The organism is Brucella sp., assembly GCF_032066345.1.
Lineage (GTDB): Bacteria > Pseudomonadota > Alphaproteobacteria > Rhizobiales > Rhizobiaceae > Brucella > Brucella pseudogrignonensis.
This window is the reverse complement of sequence record NZ_DAMBKZ010000011.1, coordinates 117,011-138,505: the sequence shown is the minus strand read 5'-3', so window position 1 is coordinate 138,505 and position 21,495 is coordinate 117,011. Positions and strand designations below refer to the sequence as shown.

The window sequence follows — 21,495 nt, the reverse complement described above, 5'->3', positions numbered from 1 at the left end:
GATCTCAGACTTAGTTGATTGTGGCTGCATTCACACCGGCAGCTGCGCGCTGCGGGCGTGGCATCGGGACAGGAACCTGCGAAATATCAAGCTGACCGACTTTCGTCACCTTTGCAGGTGGAGCCGAAACAAGGCCGACTTCAACGGGAACCGGTTCGCGGGTCATCGCATGAATATAGGGCGAGTTGAGCTGCAAACGGCCCTCGACATCGCGACCGTCCCAGCGGTCGGCCATGGCCTGCTGGCTGCAGATGGCTTTGCGCATATCAACAGCCTGATAGGCGGCGCTGTTTGCAGGCGGCACCATGCTGCCAAGCGTTGGCACTCCGGCACCATTGTTGCGGAAAGCATCGGTCATCAGCTGTGCTGCCTGAACCGCACGCGTTTCCTGACGATCAGCACCCAGAACCACAGCCAGAATGGTGCGGCCCTGACGGGTTGCAGAGCTGGCCAGATTGAAGCCCGAAGCACAAACGAAGCCGGTCTTCATGCCATCAGCACCATCGAAACGGCCAAGCAGAATATTGTAGTTGGCCTGTGGCTTCTTGCCGTCGCCCGTATCGATGGCTTCGGTTCCAAAGTAATGGGCATATTGCGGGAACTCACGACGCAGTTGCACGCCCAGAACGGCCAAATCATGCGCGGTCGAATAATTATTCGGATCATGCAGGCCATTCGGGTTTGCAAAATGCGAACCGCTCATACCGATGCGCTGCGCTTCTGCATTCATGCGCTGCACGAAAGCCGATTCCGAACCGCCAACGGATTCAGCAACAGCAACCGCCACGTCATTGGCGGACTTTACCAGCATGATCTTGAGCGCAGTATCGAGCGTCATCACGGAGCCCGGGCGATAGCCCATCTTGCTCGGCGGCTCTTTCGAGGCATTGACGGTCATTTTCACTGGCGATTCAAGCGTCATCTGACCGGACTGAAGTGCGCGGAACGTGACATAAGCGGTCATCATCTTGGTCAGCGAAGCCGGATACCAGCGCTGGAAAGGGTCCTGCGCGGAATAAACCTTACCGGTTGCAACATCGACAGCAATCGATGGATTAGCCAGAGCAGCAGACAAGGTCAGGGCCGAAAGAGCCGCTGCTGTGCACAGGATTTTCAACGACTTCGAGATCATTCGTAGTTCCAATCAGCAAGAGCCGCAATGTCTGCGGGCGATCGATTCCGCTTCCTGTTGTATCAACCTGCTAAAGTGACAACGGCGTGCGAATACGTCATTCAAAAAGGAAGATTTACACTGCTTCTATCTAAGCCATATGGCAATCAAAAGGCAAATAGGGATTGCCCGCTTTCACTGAAACGTCATATCCTCACTACTTCTGCTTATTGAGAATCTCAGGATATTTCCGAAATGCCAGTGCTTAATCGTGTCGTCGAAACTGCAAGCGAGATCGCCGCATGGCGTCGCCATCTGCATCAGAACCCTGAACTGCTCTATGACGTTCACGAAACGGCACGCTTTGTCGAAGAAAAGCTGAAATCTTTCGGCTGCGATCTGGTCGAAACCGGCGTCGGACGCAGCGGCGTCGTCGCGGTCATCAAGGGTCGTCACGGTGATGGTCCGGCCATTGGCCTGCGCGCCGATATGGATGCGCTGCCAATCACTGAAACCAGCGGCGTTGAATGGGCATCGAAAAATTCGGGCAAGGCACATTCCTGCGGACATGATGGCCACACGGCGATGCTGCTGGGTGCCGCACAGTATCTCGCTGAGACCCGCAACTTCCGTGGTTCTGCCGTTCTGCTGTTTCAGCCAGCTGAAGAAGGCGGCGCTGGCGCGCTTGCCATGGTTCAGGACGGTGTCATGGATCGCTTCGGCATTTCGGAAGTCTATGGCGTTCACAATCTGCCAAGCCTTCCCGTCGGCCAGTTTGCCATGTGCAAAGGCCCGATCATGGCTGCGACCGATGAATTCGACCTTTCGATCAAGGGACGCGGTGGCCATGCAGCCCAGCCGCACCGCACGATTGATCCGATCCTTGCCGGTTCACAGCTGCATCTCGCCATTCAGGGCATTGTTTCGCGCAATATCGATCCGCTCGATTCCCTCGTGATCTCGGTCACGAAGTTTCACGCAGGCGAAGCCTATAACGTCATTCCTGAAACGGCCAAGCTTTCAGGCACAGTGCGCACCTTGAGCAAGGAAACCCGCGCCTATGCCGAAAAGCGTATTCGTGAAGCAGCAGCAGGCATTGCATCGGTCAGCGGTGCAGAAATTACCGTTCGCTACAAGAACAACTATCCTGTGACCTACAACCACGATGACCAGACTGATTTTGCAGCCCGCGTTGCAAAAAATGTGGCAGGCGAAGGCAAGGTGAAAACCGATGTGGCTCCGATGATGGCTGCAGAAGATTTCTCCTACATGCTGGAATCGCGCCCGGGCGCCTATATCTTCCTGGGCAATGGCGACACGCCCGGCCTGCATCATCCGGCCTATGACTTCAACGATGAAGCAATTCCATATGGCGTGAGCTATTTCGTGTCGGTGATCGAAACAGCACTTGCTGCCTGATCCAGAGTTCAAAAGAAATGCGCCTGCCCCGCTTTTTGCGGGGTTGGCGAAAGCCATGAAAAACAGTATGTGTCGAAAAATGCTCGAACCATTGGAATCAATGGCAAATACGAGCGTTTCTGATGACTGGTCCCGTAGCTCAGTAGGATAGAGCGCAAGATTCCTAATCTTGAGGCCACTGGTTCGAATCCAGTCGGGATCACCATTCATCGTCCGGGCAGGCAAATCCCTTCGCGCTCAAATTATCTTGAAGTCCTGTGATTTTCCGTAACCTGTGCTATACCCGCTCACGGTCTTGCGGTGGGCTTCTTAGTCCCTCTAACTGGTTGGCATGTTTTTTTGCCGTGCGCTCGTCTTGCGACAAAGCGCAGAACTGTTCCTGGAACCAAAAGCCTGACCGTGAACACATCCCCCAGGATCGTCCGAGACGATCGACCGTAATGCTGGCTGCTTTGACGGGCAGACCCGCGCCTTCGCAAAGCTGAAACTACCATGAGTGTTATGCCGGAAGCCCAGACTTCAACCAGTGAACCAACCGCGTCACTGGAAGCGAAAAGCAATTTCCGGATTATTGCCCTGATCGTTGCAAGCGCGATGCTGATGGAACAGCTCGACGCTACCATCCTTGCGACTGCCCTGCCGACAATGGCCCGGGATTTCGATGTCGCCGCCCCTTCGATGAGCGTGGCGCTCACCTCCTATCTGCTCAGCCTTGCGATTTTCATTCCTGCAAGCGGCAAAATTGCCGATCGCTTCGGCACCCGAACCGTGTTCCGCTTTGCCATCGGCATTTTCATACTCGGCTCGATCCTTTGCGCGCAGGCACCAAATCTGCCCTTTCTGGTCTTTGCCCGTCTGTTGCAAGGTGCCGGCGGAGCCATGATGCTGCCAGTCGGGCGTCTGGTTCTGATCCGCTCGGTCGAGCGCAAGGATCTCATCTCGGCAATGTCGTGGATGCTGGTTCCAGCCCTGATGGGCCCAATCCTCGGCCCTCCCATCGGTGGTCTGTTCGTGACCTGGCTCGATTGGCGCTGGATTTTCTACATCAATGTGCCGATTGGCATTCTGGGCATGATCTTCGTCTCGCTCTATATTGGCGAATATAAAAGCGACACCAGAGAGCCGTTTGATTTCGTCGGCTTGATCCTGTCCGGCATAGCACTTGGCGCGCTGCTTTTCGGCCTTGAAAGTGCAAGCACGACCAGCGGTCTGGCAGCCAAGTTCTTTGTGGTCGGCATCGTGTTTGCAATTGCAACCGTCATCCACTCGCGCCGCCATCCCGCCCCGCTTCTCGATTTTTCGCTGATGCGGATTGAAAGCTTCGGCACCTCGATGATTGCCGGATCGATCACCCGCATCACGCAAGGGGCGCATCCCTTCCTGCTGCCTTTGATGCTGCAGGTCGCCTTTGGCATTTCAGCGGTTTCTGCAGGCAATATGGTACTGGCCACAGCGCTCGGTTCCATGGCTATGAAAGCCTTCGCGCCCAAGATCATCCGCCGGTTCGGTTTCCGCTCGTCACTGGTGGTGAACGGCATATTCTCATCATGCAGCTATGCGATTTGTGGCTTCTTCGGCCCTGAATGGCCACATTGGCTGATTTTTGCCGTGCTGTTCATGTCCGGCTTTTCAATGTCGTTCCAGTTCACCGCCTATAATACGGTGGCCTATGACAAGGTTGATGAAAAGCGGATGAGTTCGGCCAACAGCTTTTACTCAACCTTCCAGCAGCTCATGCTGTCCTTTGGTGTGTGTATCGGCGCGCTGGCCCTTCATTCATCCATGGGCTGGCACGACCGAGACGTGCCACTAACCTCGGATTTCTCGATCGCCTTCTTTATCGTCACCGGAATATCGCTGACAGCAACTTTCTGGAACCTGCGCTTTGCAAAACACGCAGGCGAACAGATGCGCGGACGCTAAAGCATGTCGTGGAATAGTGTGAGACGCTTTTGCGGGGAAATCAGTCCACTGGACTAATTTATGATCTCGCTACGATCGGAACAAGATACCTGTTAGAATAAAATACATTGAAATTATTGATTTATCTCGATAAACGATCGGGCGAGGTTGCTCGCCCGATCGCCTCTTATCAAGAGCTGAGACGACGAACAGCCTCAATCTTGCTACCTGGGTGAAGCTTTCCAGTGTTAACTTCTGAAATGCGACCACCGTTCGTATCAAATTTAGCAGCGATACGGCTCTGCAATTCGCCCTTCAAGATCAGCAAATGAACCTGAACGGCTTCTTCATAGGTCAGTTTATGCGAAGGCGTACTCATCGGTATTTCCTTTTCCAAATACCGGAAGAAGCCTTGACTTGTGTCGCGAATGCGAACATGTTCGCCTCGTGATCACAAATTTCCGCCTCTTCTCGGCGGTTCTCTATAAAGACCAGCCTTGTTGCTAGCTTGGCTGGTCTTTCCTTTTGTTGCGTACGAATCGCTCCACAAGCAACAGTAGAATTTTGATAGAGAAAGAGAAAAACTGCAATCCAATATATAGGAAAAACCCCAGACATAAGCAGAACATTCTATATCTAGTAGGTAGGTTGTGAATAACGGGGAATGGGTTGGTTGTGAGTAAACTCTTCTTTCGCTGTAAAAGCGCTCAAAAACGAAAACTACTCGGTAGCTAGGCAAACATTTAATTGTGCCAGATCGCTTACCTTAATCCTCCAAAACGGATTGGTACCCTTTCACTTTTCATAAGGCCAGTTGGCCTGCGAGAATACACCACCATCAACCCAGAGCGTCTGCCCTGTCACAAAACGCGCGGCGTCGGACGCCAGAAACAACACCGGCCCTGATATATCCTCAGCAGAACCAACGCGACGCAACGGCGTAATCCGGCTCCAAGTGTCTGCATAGTCTGGCTGTTCCTGCATCGTGCGTTCGTTGAGAATGGCGCCCGGCGCAACACAATTGACCCTGATACCATTCGGCCCGAGCTCAACGGCAGAGACTTTGGTAAACTGCTCGATACCGCCTTTTGATGCCGTATAAGAAACGAGGCTGGGAAAAGCGAGCTTGTTGCAGCCCGAGCCTATATTGATAATCGCACCGCCTTTGCCGACCACGACCATGCGCCGGGCTGCTGCCTGTGTGTTGAGAAAACAGCCCTTCATATTGGTGCGAATGACATCGTCCCAATCGTCTTCCGAAAGCTCCAGCAACGCCCCCCAGGTCTGAATACCGGCATTATTGACGAGCACGTCAGGCGCATCGCCATACCAGCTGCAGACTTCATCGAAAAATGCGTCAACGTCACTTCCAACGCCGACATCACAAGCGACACCCAGCGCCTGACCGCCTGAAAGCTCAATCTCATCCATGAGTGTCTCTGCAGCGTCTTCATCGCCAAGATAGCTGAAAGCCACAGTGTAACCTGCTTCGGCAAATGCTGAGACCAGATGCCTGCCAATGCCCGTGCTGCCACCGGTGACGACCGCAAATCCACTCATAAAATTCCCTCCCGAAATCTTGTGAGTGAGACTTTAGTTGAGTTTTTCCAATGGTAAAGCCGGAAAGACTGAAATAAAATTCTGGCGAAAGAGGAGATCCGAATGAACCCCAATATTGAAGTTGCCAATGGTGCCTGCCACTGCGGAACCGTTCGCTTTCGCGTCAAACTATCAGATGGCCTTAACACTGCGCGCCGCTGCACCTGCTCCTATTGCAGAATGCGTGGAGCTGTCGCCGTTTCCGCAGATCTGAATGGCGTTGAAGTTCTGGAAGGCGAAGATGCGCTGACGCTCTACACATTCAATACGGGCGCGGCCAAGCATTATTTCTGCTCGAAATGCGGGATCTACACCTTCCACCAGCGCCGATCCAACCCTCAACAATTCGGTGTCAATGCCGCCTGTCTCGAAGGCGTCTCACCTTTCGACTTCAAGGTCATTCCGGTCAATGACGGCGTGAACCACCCGTCCGACAATCCGAACTACAACGGCTCCGGCATCGCGGGTTATCTGCGTTTTGAGGTGAACGAAGACTAGCCCCGCGCGCGCCGCTTGTGTTCGTTTTTCTCCCATGAGAACACAACAGGCGGCAGCGGGTCGAGACCACGAATAATATCCGCACCCTTTTCGCCGACCATGATGGTCGGCGCATTGGTGTTGCACGAGGGAACGCGCGGCATGATCGAGCTGTCGCAAACCCGCAGACCTTCAAGACCACGCACTTTAAGTTCCAGATCGACAACGGCCATCGCATCCGTCCCCATCCTGCAGGTGCCGACCGGATGATGATCGGTCTTGGCATTGGCGCAGGCATAATCGAACAGATCATCGTCACTGACGACCTTTGGCCCCGGCAGACGTTCGGCCATGACATAGGGCTTTAGTGCGTCTTGCTGCAAAATTTCGCGCGCGATCTTCAGACCTTCAAGCGACATCTTCCGATCATGCGGATCACTCCAGTAATTCGGATCGATCAGGGGTGCTGCAGCCGGATCATTGGAAGCCAGCCGCACGGTTCCACGCGAACGCGGATGCAGATAAGCAGAATTAAGCGTCACGCCTGCATTCTTGAGCTTCTCGACGCCAGCTTCAATGCCCGAACCAAGCCCCAGATGAAACTGAATATCCGGTGAGCGGGCATCCGGATCAGCATACCAGAAGCCGCCGGTTTCAAAGAGGCTGGACGCCACCGGGCCAGAGCGCAGAAAGATATATTGCAGGCCCGCGCCCAGCGTCCGATGCAACTTTGCCACGCCATCATAGGTGTGATCGCCCGTACATTCGGCAATGACAAACAGATCGAGGTGATCCTGCATGTTCTCACCCACACCCGGCAGATCATGCCTCACATTAACGCCAGCCTTTTTAAGATGATCAGCAGGGCCGATACCCGATTGCAGCAGAAGCTTCGGTGAGCCGATAGCGCCGGACGAGACAATCACCTCACGGTTTGCGTGCAAAACCTCGCCGTTCATCAGTGTTACGCCGGTGACTAGGGTCTTTTCCAGATCGATACTGCGCACCGGCGCATTCATCCGCACGGTAAGGTTCTTGCGATCCCTGATCGTCGCGAGATAGGCAAGGGATGCTGACGAGCGGCGGCGATTGCGCTGGGTGAGCTGATAAAAGCCGACACCTGCCTGCTCACGACCATTGAAATCCGGGTTATACGGAATGCCGAGTTCTTGACCCGCGCGGATATAGGCGTCGCAAATCGGCAATGGTGCAGACGGCATCGAAACGCCAAGCGGCCCGCCATAGGAGTGAAAATCATCGTTGAAACGCTGATTGTCTTCGGCCCGTTTGAAATAGGGCAGCACATGGCGATAGTCCCAGCCGGTACAGCCGTCTTCGCCAGCCCATAGATCATAATCGGCTGCATTGCCGCGTGTATAAATCTGCGCATTGATGCTGGAGCCGCCGCCAATGACTTTTGCCTGCGTATAGCGCAACACACGGTTTTTGAGGTGCTTCTGCGGAACGGTTTCCCAGCCCCAGCTTGCTACACCCTTGGTCATCTTTGCAAAACCGGCAGGCATGTGAAACAGCGGATTCCAGTCGCTTCCGCCTGCTTCCAGCAGCAGCACTTTGATCGCTGCATCTTCGCTCAGACGATTGGCGAGAACGCAACCGGCAGGACCGCCGCCAACAATGATATAGTCATACTTCATGCGTTTCTCCTCCCGAGAAACTAAAGCTTCGCAATCGACAGGCCACCATCGGCATTGATCGCCGAGCCAGTCGCAAAAATGAAATCGCCGCCTGCAAGCCCAGCCACAATAGCGCCGACATCGCCTGCCTCACCCCAGCGTTTCATCGGCACCAGACCACCTTCGATCAGTCCGTCATAACGCTCGGCAACACGCGCTGTCATATCGGTGCGGATGATACCGGGACGCACTTCGAACACGCCGATCCGTGCTTCGGCCAGCCGAAGCGCAAGCCCCTGCACGAAGGCTGTCAGACCTGCTTTGCTGATGCAGTAATCAAGCCTTTCGGGCGAAGTCATCACTGACGAAACCGAACTGATCGTCACAATACTGCGCGGAAAACGCACATCCGTCACCGCCAGCATGGCCTTCACCACCGCTTGCGTAAAAAACACCGTGCCGCGCAGGTTCACATCAATAATTGTGTCGAAATTCTCAGGTTTCAGCCCGAGAAAGTCACCGCGCTCAACCGAACCCATGCCCGCATTGTTGACCAGACAATCGATGCCGCCAAGCTCATTCACAACGGCTTCAACCGTCGCTTCATGCGTTTCGATAGACGCCAGATCGCTTTCAAAGAAAGCCACCCTTCCCCCAAGCCCGCGCAATTCATGGATAACCGCCTCATCACGTTCACGGTCGGTAATCGCCAGATCAAACCCTTTGGCGGCCAAAGCACGCGCTATGCCAAGCCCGATACCACGCCGCCCGCCAGTCACCAGTGCCACAGGTCTTTGACGGTTCATGCAAGCACCTCCGTTTTAATGTGGTCGGCAACGCGCAGAGCCTGCGCAGCAATCGTCAGCGCGGGATTAACCGCCGCCGATGTCGGCAGAAACGACGCATCGACCACATAGAGATTGGGATGGTCATAAGCACGGCAATAAGGATCAAGCGGCGCTGTTGCTGGATTATTGCCGATACGTACCGTGCCGCATTGATGCGATGGTGTTCGCCTGTCGAACGCCCGCGACAGCACGATTGGAAATCCTGCTGCACGCAGCGCGGATTTGAGCTTATCAACCAGCATCAGATGCGCCTTCCAGTTGGAACGCACCCAATGCAGAATGATGCGGTCACCATCCATGCTCACGCGACTTTCCGGCGATGGCAGATCTTCGCTCATCGCGTAAAAATCAATCGTATGCCCGGCAATGCGGTTTAAAAGCCATTCCGGCACCTGGCGCATATTGGATTTCAGGATCGCGCCCGACACACGCCCCAGCAATTGCACATTGCCAAGCGGCGGCCCGCCAGCCCCATCGCTGAGATAGTAATCGTTAAAGCCAAAGGTCTTCTGGTAAACGCTGTCATTGCGATAGCGCGGATCAAATCCGATCACCGCACTGGCATTGTGGTTCATAAAATTGCGACCGACCTGATCGGAACGGTTCGCCAGTCCGGAACGCAGCAAAAGCGCGGCCGACTGCACCGCTCCCGCTGAAAGAATGACGAGCTTTGGACGTAGGACCAATGCCTCGCCGTTCTTCACATAGTGAACTGCCACGATGGTTTTACCATCGGGCCCGGTTTCCAGCTTCGTTACCCGCGCGGAAGTTTCAAGCCGGACATTTGGATGTTTGAGCGCAAGTGCTAACGGACAAGTCTCAGCATCCATCTTGCCGTCATTGCTGTTGGGATGCGCGTCCCACGGCGTTTTGGCCTTCGCCAGCCAGCGCTCAATATCAACACCCAATGGCAAGGAAGCCGGATGCAACCCCGCCTTCTTCAGTCGTGCACGCAGATCGGCAATCGGGCTTTCATCACGGATGGCCGGATAGGAATAGGGCTTTGAATGATAGGGTTCGGTCGGGTCATCGCCCAATTCACCGCGCACCTGAAAAAGCTCTTCCGCCTTGCAATACCAGCGCTCAAGTTCATCATAGGCAAAAGGCCATGCCGGAGACACCCCTTCAAGATGCGCAAGCTCCTCAAAATCCTCGCGCCGATAACGCACCAGCACTGCGCCATAGAATTTGGAATTGCCGCCGACATTGTAATAATTTCCGGGATTAAACGGCGTGCCATCCGTCTCATACCAGAACTCTTTCGGGCGAAAGAAACCACGCTGGAAAATGGCGCGTGGATCGCGGTTTTCCGGTCTGTCCTGCAGATGCTCCCCTGCCTCAAGAATAAGAATGTCGGCACCTGATGCGCTCAGACCGGCGGCCATCGTCGCGCCGCCGATTCCTGATCCGATAATGACAATATCCGGCTGTCCTCCCAAAGCCGTCACTCCTTACTTTCCTTGCGGCATCCACCAGCCAGTACGCGCACCGATATGCATGTTGAGCGTCTTGGTCTCGGTATAATCCTCCACCGCATGACGGCCCAGCTCACGACCCAGACCTGACTGGCGGTAACCGCCAAAAGGCAGTTCCGGTGTGCCGTCCATGAAGGTGTTCATCCAGACTGTGCCTGCCCGCACTTTGCGGCCAATGTTCATACAAGTATCGAAATCGCGGCTCCACACGCCAGCCGACAAGCCATAATCAACCGCATTGGCAATGGAGATTGCCTCATCCACCGTATCGAAGGAGAGGACCGACAGAACCGGCCCGAATACTTCTTCACGCGCAACAGCCATGTCAGCATTCACGCCCGCAATGATGGTCGGTCCCATATATTGGCCAAGGCCGAGATCCAGCACATCGCCGCCATGTGCAATTGCAGCACCCGCCTTTTTCGCCTGATCGACATAAGCGCCAACCTTGCTCAGATGCTGCGGCGTGATGATCGCGCCCACCTGCGTACTAACATCGAGGGGATCACCGACGATGACCTTTTTCGAAAGATCAGCGACCCTCCCGACAATCTCATCGACAATAGAGCGATGCACGATCAACCGCGAACCGGCATTGCAGCATTCGCCCGCATTGAACCATGCGCCGAACACCGCAGCGTCGATGAAGGCATCCATATCCGCGTCCGGGAACAGGATTTGCGGGTTCTTGCCACCAAGCTCCAGCGACACTTCTTTCAGCGTCTGCGCCGCATTGGCCATGGTCAGCTTGCCCACACCTGTGGAACCGGTGAACGACACCATGTCCACATCCGGATGCGTGCTCATATGCTGGCCGACATCAGCGCCCGTTCCGGTGATGATGTTGACGACACCGTCAGGGACGCCTGCCTCAGTCAGAATTTCGCCGAGTAACAATGTTGATCCGGAAGTCAGCTCCGAAGGCTTTACGACTGCCGTGCAGCCCGCGGCCAGAGCAAATGGCAGCTTCTGGCCCACGATCAGGAACGGGAAATTCCAAGGCGTAATGATGGAAACAACGCCAATTGCCTCACGCAGCACGACGCCTAAAGTGCCATCACCCAGCGTATTATAGCTTTCGCCATGCAGATCACGCGCAAGCGCTGCCGCATAGCGCCAGATATCGACCGAACCGGCAATTTCGCCGCGCACCTGAGAAATTGGTTTGCCGGCTTCAATCGCATCGAGATAAGCAAGCTCTTCCGCCCGTGCTTCAATCAGATCGGCGGCTTTCAGCAAAATCAGCGAACGCTGCGATGCGGTTTTAGACGACCAGCGCCCGTCGTCGAAAGCCTTACGCGCGCTCGCAACCGCGCGTTCCACATCGGCCTTGTTGCCAGCAGGATAGCGGCTTACCGTGACGCCATGGCCGGGCGCTACGCGTTCAATAGTCTCGCCGCTTTGACTGCCAACCCATTTACCATCGATCAGCATCGAGAATTCACGAACTTCAAGCCCGTTTAGCGGCTGCGGTTTTACGACTACGCTCATCACCATTTTCCTTCAAAATTTGCTTCGCGCTTTTCGGTAAACGAGCGCACGCCTTCTTTCAGATCGCCGGTCTTGGCAACCAGAATGGAACCCAGCGCCTCAACTGCCGTGCCATTATCCTCGCCATTGGCGACCGACAGCATCAGTTTGGAAATTTCCAGCGCAGCCGGTCCGCGCTTGGCCACCCGCGCCGCATAGTCTTGCGCCGCCTGCAGAGCTGCGCCCGTCTCCACTACATGATCGACAATCCCATGCGACAGCGCTTCCTCGGCCGTGAACATTTCGCCACCCAGCACCATGCGGCGCACGATCTGCGCACCGAAACGGCGCACAAGACGCTGCGTGCCCGACCAGCCGGGGATCATACCAAGCGATGTTTCCGGCAGGCCGATTTTTGCCTGCCGCTCGACAATGCGGATATCGGCAGCACCTGCCAGTTCCAGACCACCACCCAAAGCATGACCATTCATTGCTGCGATCAGCGGCACACGCAAAGTCGCAAGCCGCTCGAACACACGGTGACCGTAGCGCACCCAGGCATGGCCGAATTCCGCCGGTTCCATGCCGCCCCAAGCCTTGATGTCACCACCTGCGGAAAAGGCCTTGCCTTCGCCCGTCAGGATCGCAACGCGCACGGTGTACTCCGCTTCCACCCGATCACAGGCCACAGACAATTCCTGCAGAAGCTCGATATCAAACGCATTGAGCTTTTCGGGCCGCTTGATGGTCATGACGGCGATGTGGTTCTCAATCGAGATGTCTATCCGTTGAGCCATTTAAGCCTCCAGCTTCCGCGCAGGCTTTTGCGGCAATTCAAGGCCTATCGGCTCGTCACGGAACAGTGCTTCATCCATGATTTTAAGCTGATCCGAAATAATCAGCGGAAACTCGGCTTGGTCCAGAATATGCTTCTGCAAATCCACACCCGGCGCAATCTCGGTGAGCACAATGCCATCCGCCGTCAGCTTCAGAACAGCACGTTCAGTGACATAGGTAATATCCTGCCCCTGCTCGACACCACGCGGACCTGAGAAAGTAACATGCTCAACCTCATTAACGAGCTTTTTGAGCTTACCTTCCTTCTCAATCACCAGCTTGCCGTCAGCGACCGACAATTTCGCCCCTGCATTGAACATGCCGGAGAAGACAATCTTCTTGGCCCTTGCAGTAATATCGACAAAACCGCCAGCACCAGCAGTCACATGCGGACGGAATGACAGCTTCGACACATTGACGGAGCCGTCGCGTCCGATCTCAAGGAAGGACAGAAGCGAGGCGTCGAAGCCTGCGCCCTGAAAATAAGTGAACTGATAGGGTGACGGCATATAGGCGTCTGCATTGGACGCACAGCCAAAGGCAAAATCGAGGAGCGGCACGCCCCCAACAGCCCCCTGCTCAATCACCCAGGTCACTGCGCCATGCAGGCCCTCTTCCAGCAGAATGCGCGGCACATTGGCGGAAATGCCGAAGCCAAGATTAACCGCACTTCCTGCCTGCAACTCCTGTGCGACACGCCGCGCAATCGCCTTCTGAATGTTGAATTCAGGCAAGCGGAATGTATCGAGCGGACGGAAAATCTCACCGGAAATTGCCGGATCGTAAAGTGTCTGCGTTGTCTGCTTCTGATCGGGATCAACGACGATATAGTCAACCAGAACGCCCGGCACGCGCACATCATGCGGTTTCAGCGTGCCTTCCTTGGCAATGCGCTTCACCTGCACAATGACGATGCCGCCATTGTTGCGCGCAGCCAGCGCCTGATCCAGCCCACCAAGATATGCGCCCTCATGTTCATAGGTGAGATTGCCGCGTTCATCGGCAGTGGTGGCGCGGATGATCGTCACATGCGGCACGATATTGGGGAAATAGAGCCAGTCTTCACCTTCAAAACTGACCTGCTTGACGACAGGCTCCTCACGCGCCTTGTCGTTCATTGCCGATCCCTGACGCTTGGGATCAACGAAAGTATCAAGCCCCACTTTGGTCAGTACACCGGGACGCTTGGCAGCTGCCTCACGATGCATGTCGAACAGAATACCAGACGGAATATTATAGGCCGGAATCTCATTATTGGTGATCATCTGCCAGATCAGCGGCGGCTCAGAACTTGATGGCCCTGACGGATAAGAACCACCGATGATCTTTTTAAGAAGCCCCTTTTTGGCGATGTAATCGACACCCTTGATGCCACTCATATCGCCAGCAGCGATCGGGTGCAGCGTGGTGATATTCTGGGGATGACCGGTTTCATCAAAACGCTCGCCAATGGCTTTCAGCATCATATCCGGACAGCCGAGGCCGCTCGATGAAGAAACCGAAACGACAGCGTTGTCGGGAATAAGTGCTGCTGCTTCCGCAAATGAAATATGTTTGCTCATAATTTTCAAAGTCCTGAATGAACAGCGGTTGCCTTACCGGTCTTTGCAGCCTCAAGCACGGCAAGCCCGGTCGCAAGCGACCAGATGCCATCCTCCAGAGTTGCGGAAGGCTGGCCTTTACCTGCGATGGCATTATGGAAAGCCCGCAAGGCGGTTTCGTAGAGATTCTTCTGGTCAAGCGGCAATTCGTGCTCGCCATCCTTGTCGCGCAGAATGACGGTTCCCACCGGCTTCTGCGTCATGACATTGCGTGCAATGAGCGAGCCTTCGCTGCCATGCACTTCAAAGCCGGTTTCCGCATATTTGGTGGTGAACGCATCGTGGAATTGGGCAATCGCGCCGGAGGAGAAGCGCAGCACACCCATCACACCGTCTTCCAGCCCCGCGCCGCTTAAGCCACCCTGCTGGCTGAAAGCCACAGCTTCGACCGGATTTTCACCCAGCACAAAGCGCAATGTGTCAGCATCATGCACGGTAATATCGAGGATCACACCGCCGCCAGCATCGGGGCGCTCAATGCGCCATCCCTGCAAATGCGGCGGCAGATAAACTGCATGAAAAACCCGCGCGGCAAGCACTTTGCCGATCTTGCCTTGAGCGATCGCATCACGCATGGCGCGGTGGCTTGCAGCATTGCGCAAATGATGGTTGGTGCCAGCCACAACGCCCGCTTCACGCACGGCTTTCAGCATCTGATGCGCGTCGCCAATCGTCAGAGCCAGCGGCTTTTCGCACAGAATATGCTTGCCTGCTTTGGCGGCGGCAATCGCCTGATCGCGATGCAGTTCATTGGTGGTGGAGATATAGACAGCGTCGATTTCCGGATCGGACAACAGCGCATCAAGGCTTGTCACCGAGCGGGCAATCCCGTTCTCGCGGGAATAGGTTTCGCCACGCGCAGCATTGGTGCTGTAAACGGACGCAACTTCGCCGCCGGTCGCGCGAATGGCACCGATTACCCATTCTTTTGCAATGGTGCTTGCGCCTATAAGGCCCCACTTTGCCATGCGAATTTCTCCTCCTTTTTAGATTGCGTACCGCAACTTGCACGCACCGCAAGACGCACCGCCAAACGCTGCGCCTCCGCCTCCACCCGTTCCGAATTGATCTGTTTCAGCAAAAGCTGCGCCGCACGTTCTCCCAAACCTTGCGGATCAACAGCTACAGTTGTCAGTGCCGGAACAGCGGTCTTTGCTTCGATCACATCGTCAAAACCAACCACCCCGAAATCCCGGCCCGGCTCCAGATTTGCAGCGCGCAAACCATCGCAAACCCCAAAAGCCACAGCATCATTGAAGCACACCGCTGCCGTCGGCTTCATGCCGTGCCGCAACATGCGCTCAACTGCTTCAACACCGCCAGCACGCGAAGGCGCAGAGGTAAAGACCAGCGCATCATCAAACACGATGTCCGCCTGCTCAAGCCCCGCACGATAGCCCGCAACTCTTTCAGCAAAAACAGCGGTATCCGCATAGCCGCCCATGAAAGCGATTACGCGATGCCCCAGCGAGAGAAGATGCTCAACCGCCTTTGCCACGCCGCCACGATTATCCGAAACAATCGACGACACACCCGATCCCGGCACATCACGCACCATCTGCACAACCGGCAGGCCGCTTTTTGCCAATGGTTTCAGATCACTAGCCTCGGTGCCACGCGCCGGCGAAACGATCAGCCCGGCAATGCCATGCTCACGCATCGAGGCGATCACTTCGCGCTGACGATCAATGCTTTCCGCGGTATTGGCGAGAAACTGCACATAACCTGCCGATTGCATGACACGATCAACACCAACGGCAAGCTCGGCAAAGAAGCTGTTGGTCAGATCATTGACCACAAGCCCGATGATCTTCGATTTCGACTGCCGGAGATTGGCGGCCGAGCGATTATAGACATAGCCGAGCTTCTCAATCGCTTCCTGAACCTTAGCCCGGGTCTCGGCATGAACCAGAGGACTATCACGCAGAACAAGCGATACAGTCGACTTCGACACGCCTGCTTCGCGTGCGATATCGATGACCGTGATGCTGCTCTTGCTCATATCCGTCTCCTGTTCCCTTAAGTTAATTGGAACGATCCAAATTTGTCAACTTTTTTAACAAACACGGAATTGCCATATTCTTGACATCGGTTTTCCTTAATTTTTGAAGCATTTCGTGACGTTAAATGCAAAATCAGAGCCTGAAATCGCATTTTTTAAGCACCATATTGAAATTTGGAACGATCTAAATTATTCATGTCGTCGTGGAGTTGGAGGACTGACATGAGCGCATCATCAGAAAACGTACTGACCCTGCCATTCGCTGACGGCAGTATAAAACCCTATCGCCTGATCGGTACCCCGACACCGCGCCCCGCCTCTCCTCCGAAATTCAACCGCATTGCCTATGCCGCAGCGCATGTTGTTTCAGACCCGCTGAGAGACAGCAATCCGTGGAACGCTCCGGCAATTGACTGGAATGCGACAATGGCTTTCCGCCATCACCTCTGGAGCCTCGGCTTTCAGATCGCGGAAGCGATGGACACCTCGCAACGCGGCATGGGTCTCAATTGGGCCGGAGCGCAGAAGCTGATCCGCCGCTCGCTGGCAGAAAGCAAAACCGTAGCAGGTGCTGATCTGGCTTCTGGCGCTGGCACTGACCATCTCGACCCGTCGGAGGCAAAAAGCCTTGACGACGTGATTAAGGCCTATGAAACCCAGGCTGAATTCATCGAAAAACACGGCGGTCGTTTCATTCTGATGGCCAGCCGCGCACTCGCCCGTGTTGCCCGCTCGCCAGAGGATTATGCCAAGGTTTATGGCCATATTCTCACTCATGCCCGCGACAAGGTCGTGCTGCACTGGCTGGGAGACATGTTCGACCCACAACTCAAAGGCTATTGGGGTTCAGACAAGTTTGAAGACGCTCTTGATACGGTCATCAGTATTATAGAGGCCAATCGCGACAAGGTTGAAGGCATCAAGATTTCACTGCTCGAAGAGCGCTACGAAATCGCGCTGCGCAACCGCCTGCCGGACGGCGTTCTCTGTTTCACGGGCGATGATTTCAACTATGCACCGCTGATCGAAGGCGACGGCGACAAACACAGTCATGCGCTGCTTGGCATTTTTGACGCCGTAGCACCACAGGCTTCAAGCGCGCTTGCTGCGCTCGCCGACGGTGACAATGCCCGCTTCCGCGCGATCATCGAGCCAACCGTGCCACTATCGCGCAAAATCTTTGAAGCGCCGACGCAGTATTACAAAGCAGGCGTTGTGTTTCTCGCCTGGCTCAATGGACACCAAAGCCATTTCACCATGCCTGCCGGAATGCAATCGGCACGCAGTATCCTGCATTATGCCGATATTTTCCGCCTCGCGGATCAGGCAAATGTTCTCGATCATCCGGAAATTGCCCTCACCCGCATGAAACATCTTCTGGCGGTTTACGGCTTAAACTGACCGCCGAAAAAGAAAAATGGCAGCTCTTAACCCTAAGCAAGCTACGCCCCTTTCGGGTGCGGAGCAATATTACACGCCTCTGCTTTACCGCTCATCAATCGAGTAGCTCAACATCACCAAATTATCATAGCCGTAAAATTTAAATACACGTTTAAGTAGAATCAATATATATTGCATACCTATTAAATATACTAAATTTATAAGACTCTAATAGAGAGCTATTACTTTAATGAAAAAATATAAGATATTTATAAATTCTATAATACTTAGTTTTTTCACTTCTCAAGCATGGGCTGATGTACCCACTTTCGAGGTTCATGGTTCATTTGGCGGTGAACGTGCTGATGCGGCTGGCATATCGGCGGATGGCAAAACAATTGGCATACGCCGATCATCTGCGGGCGGTGATTACGATAAATCCTTTATCGTGACGCCGACAGGTATAACCGATATCGGCTCGTTAAGCGGTTCAGAACGAACAGCACTTTTGGCAGTTTCATCCAATGGTCTTGCCGCAATAGGCAGCGCATTTGTCAATCAAGCTGAATCACATGCCTTCTGGTGGTCCCGCGAAACCGGAATAAGAGATATCGGAACACTGGGCGGAACGAATTCATATTCCAGAGGAATTTCGGCCAACGGAACTGTTGTTACCGGAGACAGCTACCTCGCAGGCGACACCATAACCAATGCATTTCGCTGGACACTTCAGGATGGCATTACCAGCATCGGTACACTGGGCGGGTCATCGTCATTTACCCATGCGATTTCGGCTGATGGCAGTACGATCGTGGGTTACAGTTTGACGGCATCGTCCGATGTCCACGCCTTCCGATGGACCGAGGCCAGTGGCATTGTAAGTCTTCAAACTTTGGGTGGAAACACGTCGACAGCGCGTGCCGTTTCCGCTGATGGGAGTGTCGTTGTAGGCACCAGCGACACCGCCGATAGCTCCCAGCATGCATTCCGCTGGACTGCCGAGACCGGCATGGTCGATATCAATATTCACGGAAATGCGCTGTATAGTATTGCCGATCTGGTTTCAAACGATGGCAAGGTTGTGGTGGGGACAGCCTCATTCAACAATGGGTTCAACCAGGCTTTTCGCTGGACCCAGGAAGCAGGCATGATCAGTCTGGGCTCGCTAGGCGGCGGCCTGTCTCACGCTCTCAGCCTCAGCGACGATGGCACAGCGATCGTCGGCTATAGCTATACCGATACGATGGCGCTCCGTGCATTTCGCTGGACAGCCAGTGACGGCATAATTGATTTGGGAACAATTGGCGGCAACAACGCGATTGCCTGGGATGTATCAGGGGATGGCAGCGTGATCGCCGGAACAGCTGAAACAGCTGAAGGAGCGCTTCACGCCACGCTGTGGAAATTTCCAAAGCCCGATCCGGGAACGATACCAACTGATCCCGAAACCAATCCGGGAACCACTCCAACTGATCCTGAAGGCAACCCGGGTACCACGCCGACAAATCCGGGCTCCGGTCCAACGGAAAACCCTTCTGCTGAAAAACCTGTCACGTCTCCAACAATCATTGACCTTGATCATACGGTTACGACGGTCTTCAAACAGGCAAATAACAGCTTTTCGGCCATGGAAGCCCAGCGCCTTACATTGAACAAGCTGCAAAACTTCTGCGATGTCGAAAGAGCCGGCCAGACCTGCTATTCGCTTTTTACCGATATCAGCGGCTTTGGCGGTCAGAAGGATTTGCTGACAGGTTTCACGCTTGGTTACGGCTTCACCGACAATTTTTCAGCAGGTGTCACCCTCGCCCATTCTTTCTGGCGTGATCTGCCGGACGGTTTTGATACCGGAAGCGATAATTTCGGCACTGGCATCTTTGCGCAGTGGAAAGACAAGACCGCTATAGGGGATTGGTATATGCGGGCGAGCCTGGCAACCAATCGCTATGATACCGACATCACGCGGCCAAAGCTCGCCTATACAGAAGCTGGAACCGGCGAAAGCAGGTTACAAGGCTGGAGCACTGCGCTGGAACTGGGGCGGACAGACAATCTCAATTTCCATAATGCCCGTCTCGGCTATTATGGCGGTCTGCGCTACAGCAATCTGTCCATGGATGGCTATACGGAAAGCAATGCGCTGTTTCCGTTCACTTATGGCGACATGAAATATGAGCTGACAACGGCTTATGCGGGTGCAAATTTCACTATGCCGCTGACCGACAGAATCCGATGGTCGATCAATCTCGAAATCGAGCAGGATGTTGCGCACAAGGATCCCGAATTTGACGCCAGAGCTGATTATATCGGCGTATTGACGCTCGATTCCGACTTCTCACATACCCGAGGCTCCGCCTGGACAAGTGTGAGTTATGCTGTCAGCGACGCGGTTGAACTTTCACTGACGCCCTATGTGACCCGCACGGCATCGCGGGACAATGCGTTTGGTGCCATGGTCCGGCTTTCCGGGAAATTCTGACCAAAAAAACCCCGCAGCAAGTGAATGCTGCGGGGCTGTTTTTGAAGTAAAATGATCTCAGCGCCAGCCAAGTCCCGGTGCAACATGCTTGAGGATCGACTCGATCACATGCGCGTTGTACTCGACACCAAGCTGGTTTGGCACGGTCAGAAGCAGTGTATCAGCTTCAGCAACCGCCTCATCCTTGGCAAGTTCCTTGATCAGCTGGTCTGGTTCAGCTGCATAGGACCGGCCAAAGACCGCACGCAGATTTTCCTCGATATAGCCAATCTGGTCCTGCTCTTTGCCGCCATTGCCGAAATAGGCACGGTCACGATCATTCACCAGCGCAAAAATGCTGCGGCTGACTGAAACGCGCGGCGTGCGCGTATGTCCGGCTTCTTTCCAGGCTTCGCGATAAGCGCGAATCTGCTTGGCCTGCTGAATATGCAAAGGCTCGCCGCTTTCGTCCTTCTTCAAGGTCGAGCTTTGCAGGTTCATACCAAGCTTTGCGGCCCAGATTGCGGTTGCGTCAGAAGCAGCCCCCCACCAGATACGATCTCTGAGACCTTCCGAGTGCGGTTCGATCTTCAGAAGCCCCGGAGGGTTTGGAAACATTGGCCGCGGATTTGGCTGTGCAAAGCCTTCGCCTTTCAGCGCCTCAAAGAACACCTCACCATGCTTGCGGCCCATATCGGCATCGGTCATGCCTTCTTCCGGCTCATAGCCGAAATAACGCCAGCCATCGATCACCTGTTCGGGTGAACCACGGCTGATCCCGAGCTGCAGGCGTCCTTTGGAGATCAGATCCGCAGCGCCTGCATCTTCGACCATGTATAGCGGGTTTTCATAGCGCATATCGATGACGGCAGTACCGATCTCGATCTTGCTGGTCCTGGCACCTACAGCTGCAAGCAGCGGAAATGGCGAAGCAAGCTGGCGGGCAAAATGATGCACACGGAAATATGCGCCATCCGCACCAAGCTCTTCAGCAGCGACAGCAAGGTCTATCGACTGCAAAAGCGCATCGCTTGCAGAACGCGTGCCGGACTGTGGCGAAGGCGACCAATGACCGAATGAGAGAAAGCCGATATTTTTCATGACTATGTTCCTCAGAGCATGATCCGGCCAGCGTGAAACAGGACGCGGCAGAACAATGCTTCAAACTTTGTGCAGGGGCACTTTTCATCTGTTTTGTCAGAATATGGCGGTGCGCGATAGCCATTGAAAGGGCACTGAACACTGTGTTCATGAAACAGAATATAGCGGGCTGGAAAGCGCC

General features: G+C 54.6%; 17 protein-coding genes and 1 tRNA gene. 6 read left to right on the top strand and 12 right to left on the bottom strand.

Features of this window, described 5'->3' with window-relative positions:
• Positions 1-10: 10 nt before the first annotated feature.
• The gene (locus RT142_RS15110; RefSeq protein WP_007872307.1) at positions 11-1,132 is read right to left on the bottom strand and encodes a D-alanyl-D-alanine carboxypeptidase family protein; all 1,122 of its coding nucleotides are present in this window, start codon (positions 1,130-1,132) and stop codon (positions 11-13) included.
• Between the two features lie 234 nt (positions 1,133-1,366).
• Here RT142_RS15110 and RT142_RS15105 point away from each other — a divergent pair, with 234 nt between their 5' ends.
• From RT142_RS15105 to RT142_RS15095, 3 genes are all read left to right on the top strand, one after another.
• The gene (locus RT142_RS15105; protein ID WP_007872315.1) at positions 1,367-2,530 is read left to right on the top strand and encodes a M20 aminoacylase family protein; all 1,164 of its coding nucleotides are present in this window, start codon (positions 1,367-1,369) and stop codon (positions 2,528-2,530) included.
• A gap of 128 nt (positions 2,531-2,658) precedes the next feature.
• Positions 2,659-2,735, top strand: a tRNA-Arg gene (locus RT142_RS15100).
• A 287-nt stretch (positions 2,736-3,022) separates the two neighbouring features.
• Positions 3,023-4,453, top strand: a complete 1,431-nt coding sequence (locus tag RT142_RS15095) for a DHA2 family efflux MFS transporter permease subunit (RefSeq protein ID WP_105519037.1) — start codon at positions 3,023-3,025, stop codon at positions 4,451-4,453.
• Between the two features lie 169 nt (positions 4,454-4,622).
• On the opposite strand, the gene RT142_RS15090 is transcribed toward RT142_RS15095, so the two are convergent.
• Both RT142_RS15090 and RT142_RS15085 read right to left on the bottom strand, forming a co-directional pair.
• Positions 4,623-4,811: a hypothetical protein gene (locus tag RT142_RS15090; RefSeq protein ID WP_105519038.1), complete on the bottom strand. Its 189-nt coding sequence runs from the start codon at positions 4,809-4,811 to the stop codon at positions 4,623-4,625.
• A gap of 416 nt (positions 4,812-5,227) precedes the next feature.
• A complete protein-coding gene (locus RT142_RS15085; RefSeq protein ID WP_313029649.1) occupies positions 5,228-5,992 on the bottom strand; it encodes an SDR family NAD(P)-dependent oxidoreductase in 765 nt (254 codons plus the stop codon).
• Positions 5,993-6,094: 102 nt separating this feature from the next.
• Here RT142_RS15085 and RT142_RS15080 point away from each other — a divergent pair, with 102 nt between their 5' ends.
• A complete protein-coding gene (locus RT142_RS15080) occupies positions 6,095-6,529 on the top strand; it encodes a GFA family protein (protein ID WP_313029646.1) in 435 nt (144 codons plus the stop codon).
• Here RT142_RS15080 and RT142_RS15075 read toward each other — a convergent pair.
• Genes RT142_RS15075 through RT142_RS15040 form a run of 8 tightly spaced genes read right to left on the bottom strand, consistent with a single transcriptional unit; the run spans position 6,526 to position 16,375 of the window.
• Entirely contained in the window at positions 6,526-8,163 is a 1,638-nt protein-coding gene (locus RT142_RS15075) for a GMC family oxidoreductase N-terminal domain-containing protein (RefSeq protein WP_313029644.1), read from the bottom strand. The genes RT142_RS15080 and RT142_RS15075 overlap by 4 nt on opposite strands.
• 20 nt (positions 8,164-8,183) lie before the next feature.
• Positions 8,184-8,948 (bottom strand): 3-ketoacyl-ACP reductase, encoded by a 765-nt coding sequence (locus RT142_RS15070; RefSeq protein ID WP_313029641.1) that lies wholly within the window; start codon positions 8,946-8,948, stop codon positions 8,184-8,186.
• On the bottom strand, positions 8,945-10,429 hold the full coding sequence (locus tag RT142_RS15065) for a GMC family oxidoreductase (RefSeq protein ID WP_313029696.1): 1,485 nt from the start codon (positions 10,427-10,429) through the stop codon (positions 8,945-8,947). The genes RT142_RS15070 and RT142_RS15065 overlap by 4 nt, the downstream gene beginning before the upstream one ends.
• A 12-nt stretch (positions 10,430-10,441) precedes the next feature.
• Positions 10,442-11,962, bottom strand: a complete 1,521-nt coding sequence (locus RT142_RS15060; RefSeq protein WP_313029639.1) for an aldehyde dehydrogenase family protein — start codon at positions 11,960-11,962, stop codon at positions 10,442-10,444.
• On the bottom strand, positions 11,956-12,732 hold the full coding sequence (locus tag RT142_RS15055; protein WP_313029637.1) for an enoyl-CoA hydratase/isomerase family protein: 777 nt from the start codon (positions 12,730-12,732) through the stop codon (positions 11,956-11,958). Before RT142_RS15055 ends, RT142_RS15060 begins: the two co-directional genes overlap by 7 nt.
• Complete coding sequence (locus RT142_RS15050; RefSeq protein WP_313029635.1) at positions 12,733-14,334, bottom strand: acyl CoA:acetate/3-ketoacid CoA transferase; 1,602 nt, start codon at positions 14,332-14,334, stop codon at positions 12,733-12,735.
• Positions 14,335-14,339: 5 nt separating this feature from the next.
• A complete protein-coding gene (locus RT142_RS15045; RefSeq protein ID WP_313029633.1) occupies positions 14,340-15,341 on the bottom strand; it encodes a Gfo/Idh/MocA family oxidoreductase in 1,002 nt (333 codons plus the stop codon).
• A complete protein-coding gene (locus RT142_RS15040; RefSeq protein ID WP_079212450.1) occupies positions 15,320-16,375 on the bottom strand; it encodes a LacI family DNA-binding transcriptional regulator in 1,056 nt (351 codons plus the stop codon). The genes RT142_RS15045 and RT142_RS15040 overlap by 22 nt, the downstream gene beginning before the upstream one ends.
• 222 nt (positions 16,376-16,597) lie before the next feature.
• Here RT142_RS15040 and RT142_RS15035 point away from each other — a divergent pair, with 222 nt between their 5' ends.
• On the top strand, positions 16,598-17,776 hold the full coding sequence (locus tag RT142_RS15035; protein ID WP_113158731.1) for a dihydrodipicolinate synthase family protein: 1,179 nt from the start codon (positions 16,598-16,600) through the stop codon (positions 17,774-17,776).
• Positions 17,777-18,005: 229 nt separating this feature from the next.
• Positions 18,006-20,234 carry an autotransporter domain-containing protein gene (locus RT142_RS15030; RefSeq protein ID WP_313029629.1) on the top strand — a complete coding sequence of 743 codons (2,229 nt, stop codon included), beginning with the start codon at positions 18,006-18,008 and terminating at the stop codon, positions 20,232-20,234.
• Positions 20,235-20,291: 57 nt separating this feature from the next.
• On the opposite strand, the gene RT142_RS15025 is transcribed toward RT142_RS15030, so the two are convergent.
• The gene (locus tag RT142_RS15025; protein ID WP_007872368.1) at positions 20,292-21,314 is read right to left on the bottom strand and encodes an LLM class flavin-dependent oxidoreductase; all 1,023 of its coding nucleotides are present in this window, start codon (positions 21,312-21,314) and stop codon (positions 20,292-20,294) included.
• Positions 21,315-21,495 lie beyond the last annotated feature (181 nt).

Excerpts from the sequence above, each read along its gene's own strand:
- RT142_RS15110 (WP_007872307.1), bottom strand. The coding sequence starts at position 1,132 with ATGATCTCGAAGTCGTTGAAAATCCTGTGCACAGCAGCGGCTCTTTCG.
- RT142_RS15105 (WP_007872315.1), top strand. The coding sequence starts at position 1,367 with ATGCCAGTGCTTAATCGTGTCGTCGAAACTGCAAGCGAGATCGCCGCA.
- RT142_RS15095 (WP_105519037.1), top strand. The coding sequence starts at position 3,023 with ATGAGTGTTATGCCGGAAGCCCAGACTTCAACCAGTGAACCAACCGCG.
- RT142_RS15090 (WP_105519038.1), bottom strand. The coding sequence starts at position 4,811 with ATGAGTACGCCTTCGCATAAACTGACCTATGAAGAAGCCGTTCAGGTT.
- RT142_RS15085 (WP_313029649.1), bottom strand. The coding sequence starts at position 5,992 with ATGAGTGGATTTGCGGTCGTCACCGGTGGCAGCACGGGCATTGGCAGG.
- RT142_RS15080 (WP_313029646.1), top strand. The coding sequence starts at position 6,095 with ATGAACCCCAATATTGAAGTTGCCAATGGTGCCTGCCACTGCGGAACC.
- RT142_RS15075 (WP_313029644.1), bottom strand. The coding sequence starts at position 8,163 with ATGAAGTATGACTATATCATTGTTGGCGGCGGTCCTGCCGGTTGCGTT.
- RT142_RS15070 (WP_313029641.1), bottom strand. The coding sequence starts at position 8,948 with ATGAACCGTCAAAGACCTGTGGCACTGGTGACTGGCGGGCGGCGTGGT.
- RT142_RS15060 (WP_313029639.1), bottom strand. The coding sequence starts at position 11,962 with ATGGTGATGAGCGTAGTCGTAAAACCGCAGCCGCTAAACGGGCTTGAA.
- RT142_RS15055 (WP_313029637.1), bottom strand. The coding sequence starts at position 12,732 with ATGGCTCAACGGATAGACATCTCGATTGAGAACCACATCGCCGTCATG.
- RT142_RS15050 (WP_313029635.1), bottom strand. The coding sequence starts at position 14,334 with ATGAGCAAACATATTTCATTTGCGGAAGCAGCAGCACTTATTCCCGAC.
- RT142_RS15045 (WP_313029633.1), bottom strand. The coding sequence starts at position 15,341 with ATGGCAAAGTGGGGCCTTATAGGCGCAAGCACCATTGCAAAAGAATGG.
- RT142_RS15040 (WP_079212450.1), bottom strand. The coding sequence starts at position 16,375 with ATGAGCAAGAGCAGCATCACGGTCATCGATATCGCACGCGAAGCAGGC.
- RT142_RS15035 (WP_113158731.1), top strand. The coding sequence starts at position 16,598 with ATGAGCGCATCATCAGAAAACGTACTGACCCTGCCATTCGCTGACGGC.
- RT142_RS15030 (WP_313029629.1), top strand. The coding sequence starts at position 18,006 with ATGAAAAAATATAAGATATTTATAAATTCTATAATACTTAGTTTTTTC.
- RT142_RS15025 (WP_007872368.1), bottom strand. The coding sequence starts at position 21,314 with ATGAAAAATATCGGCTTTCTCTCATTCGGTCATTGGTCGCCTTCGCCA.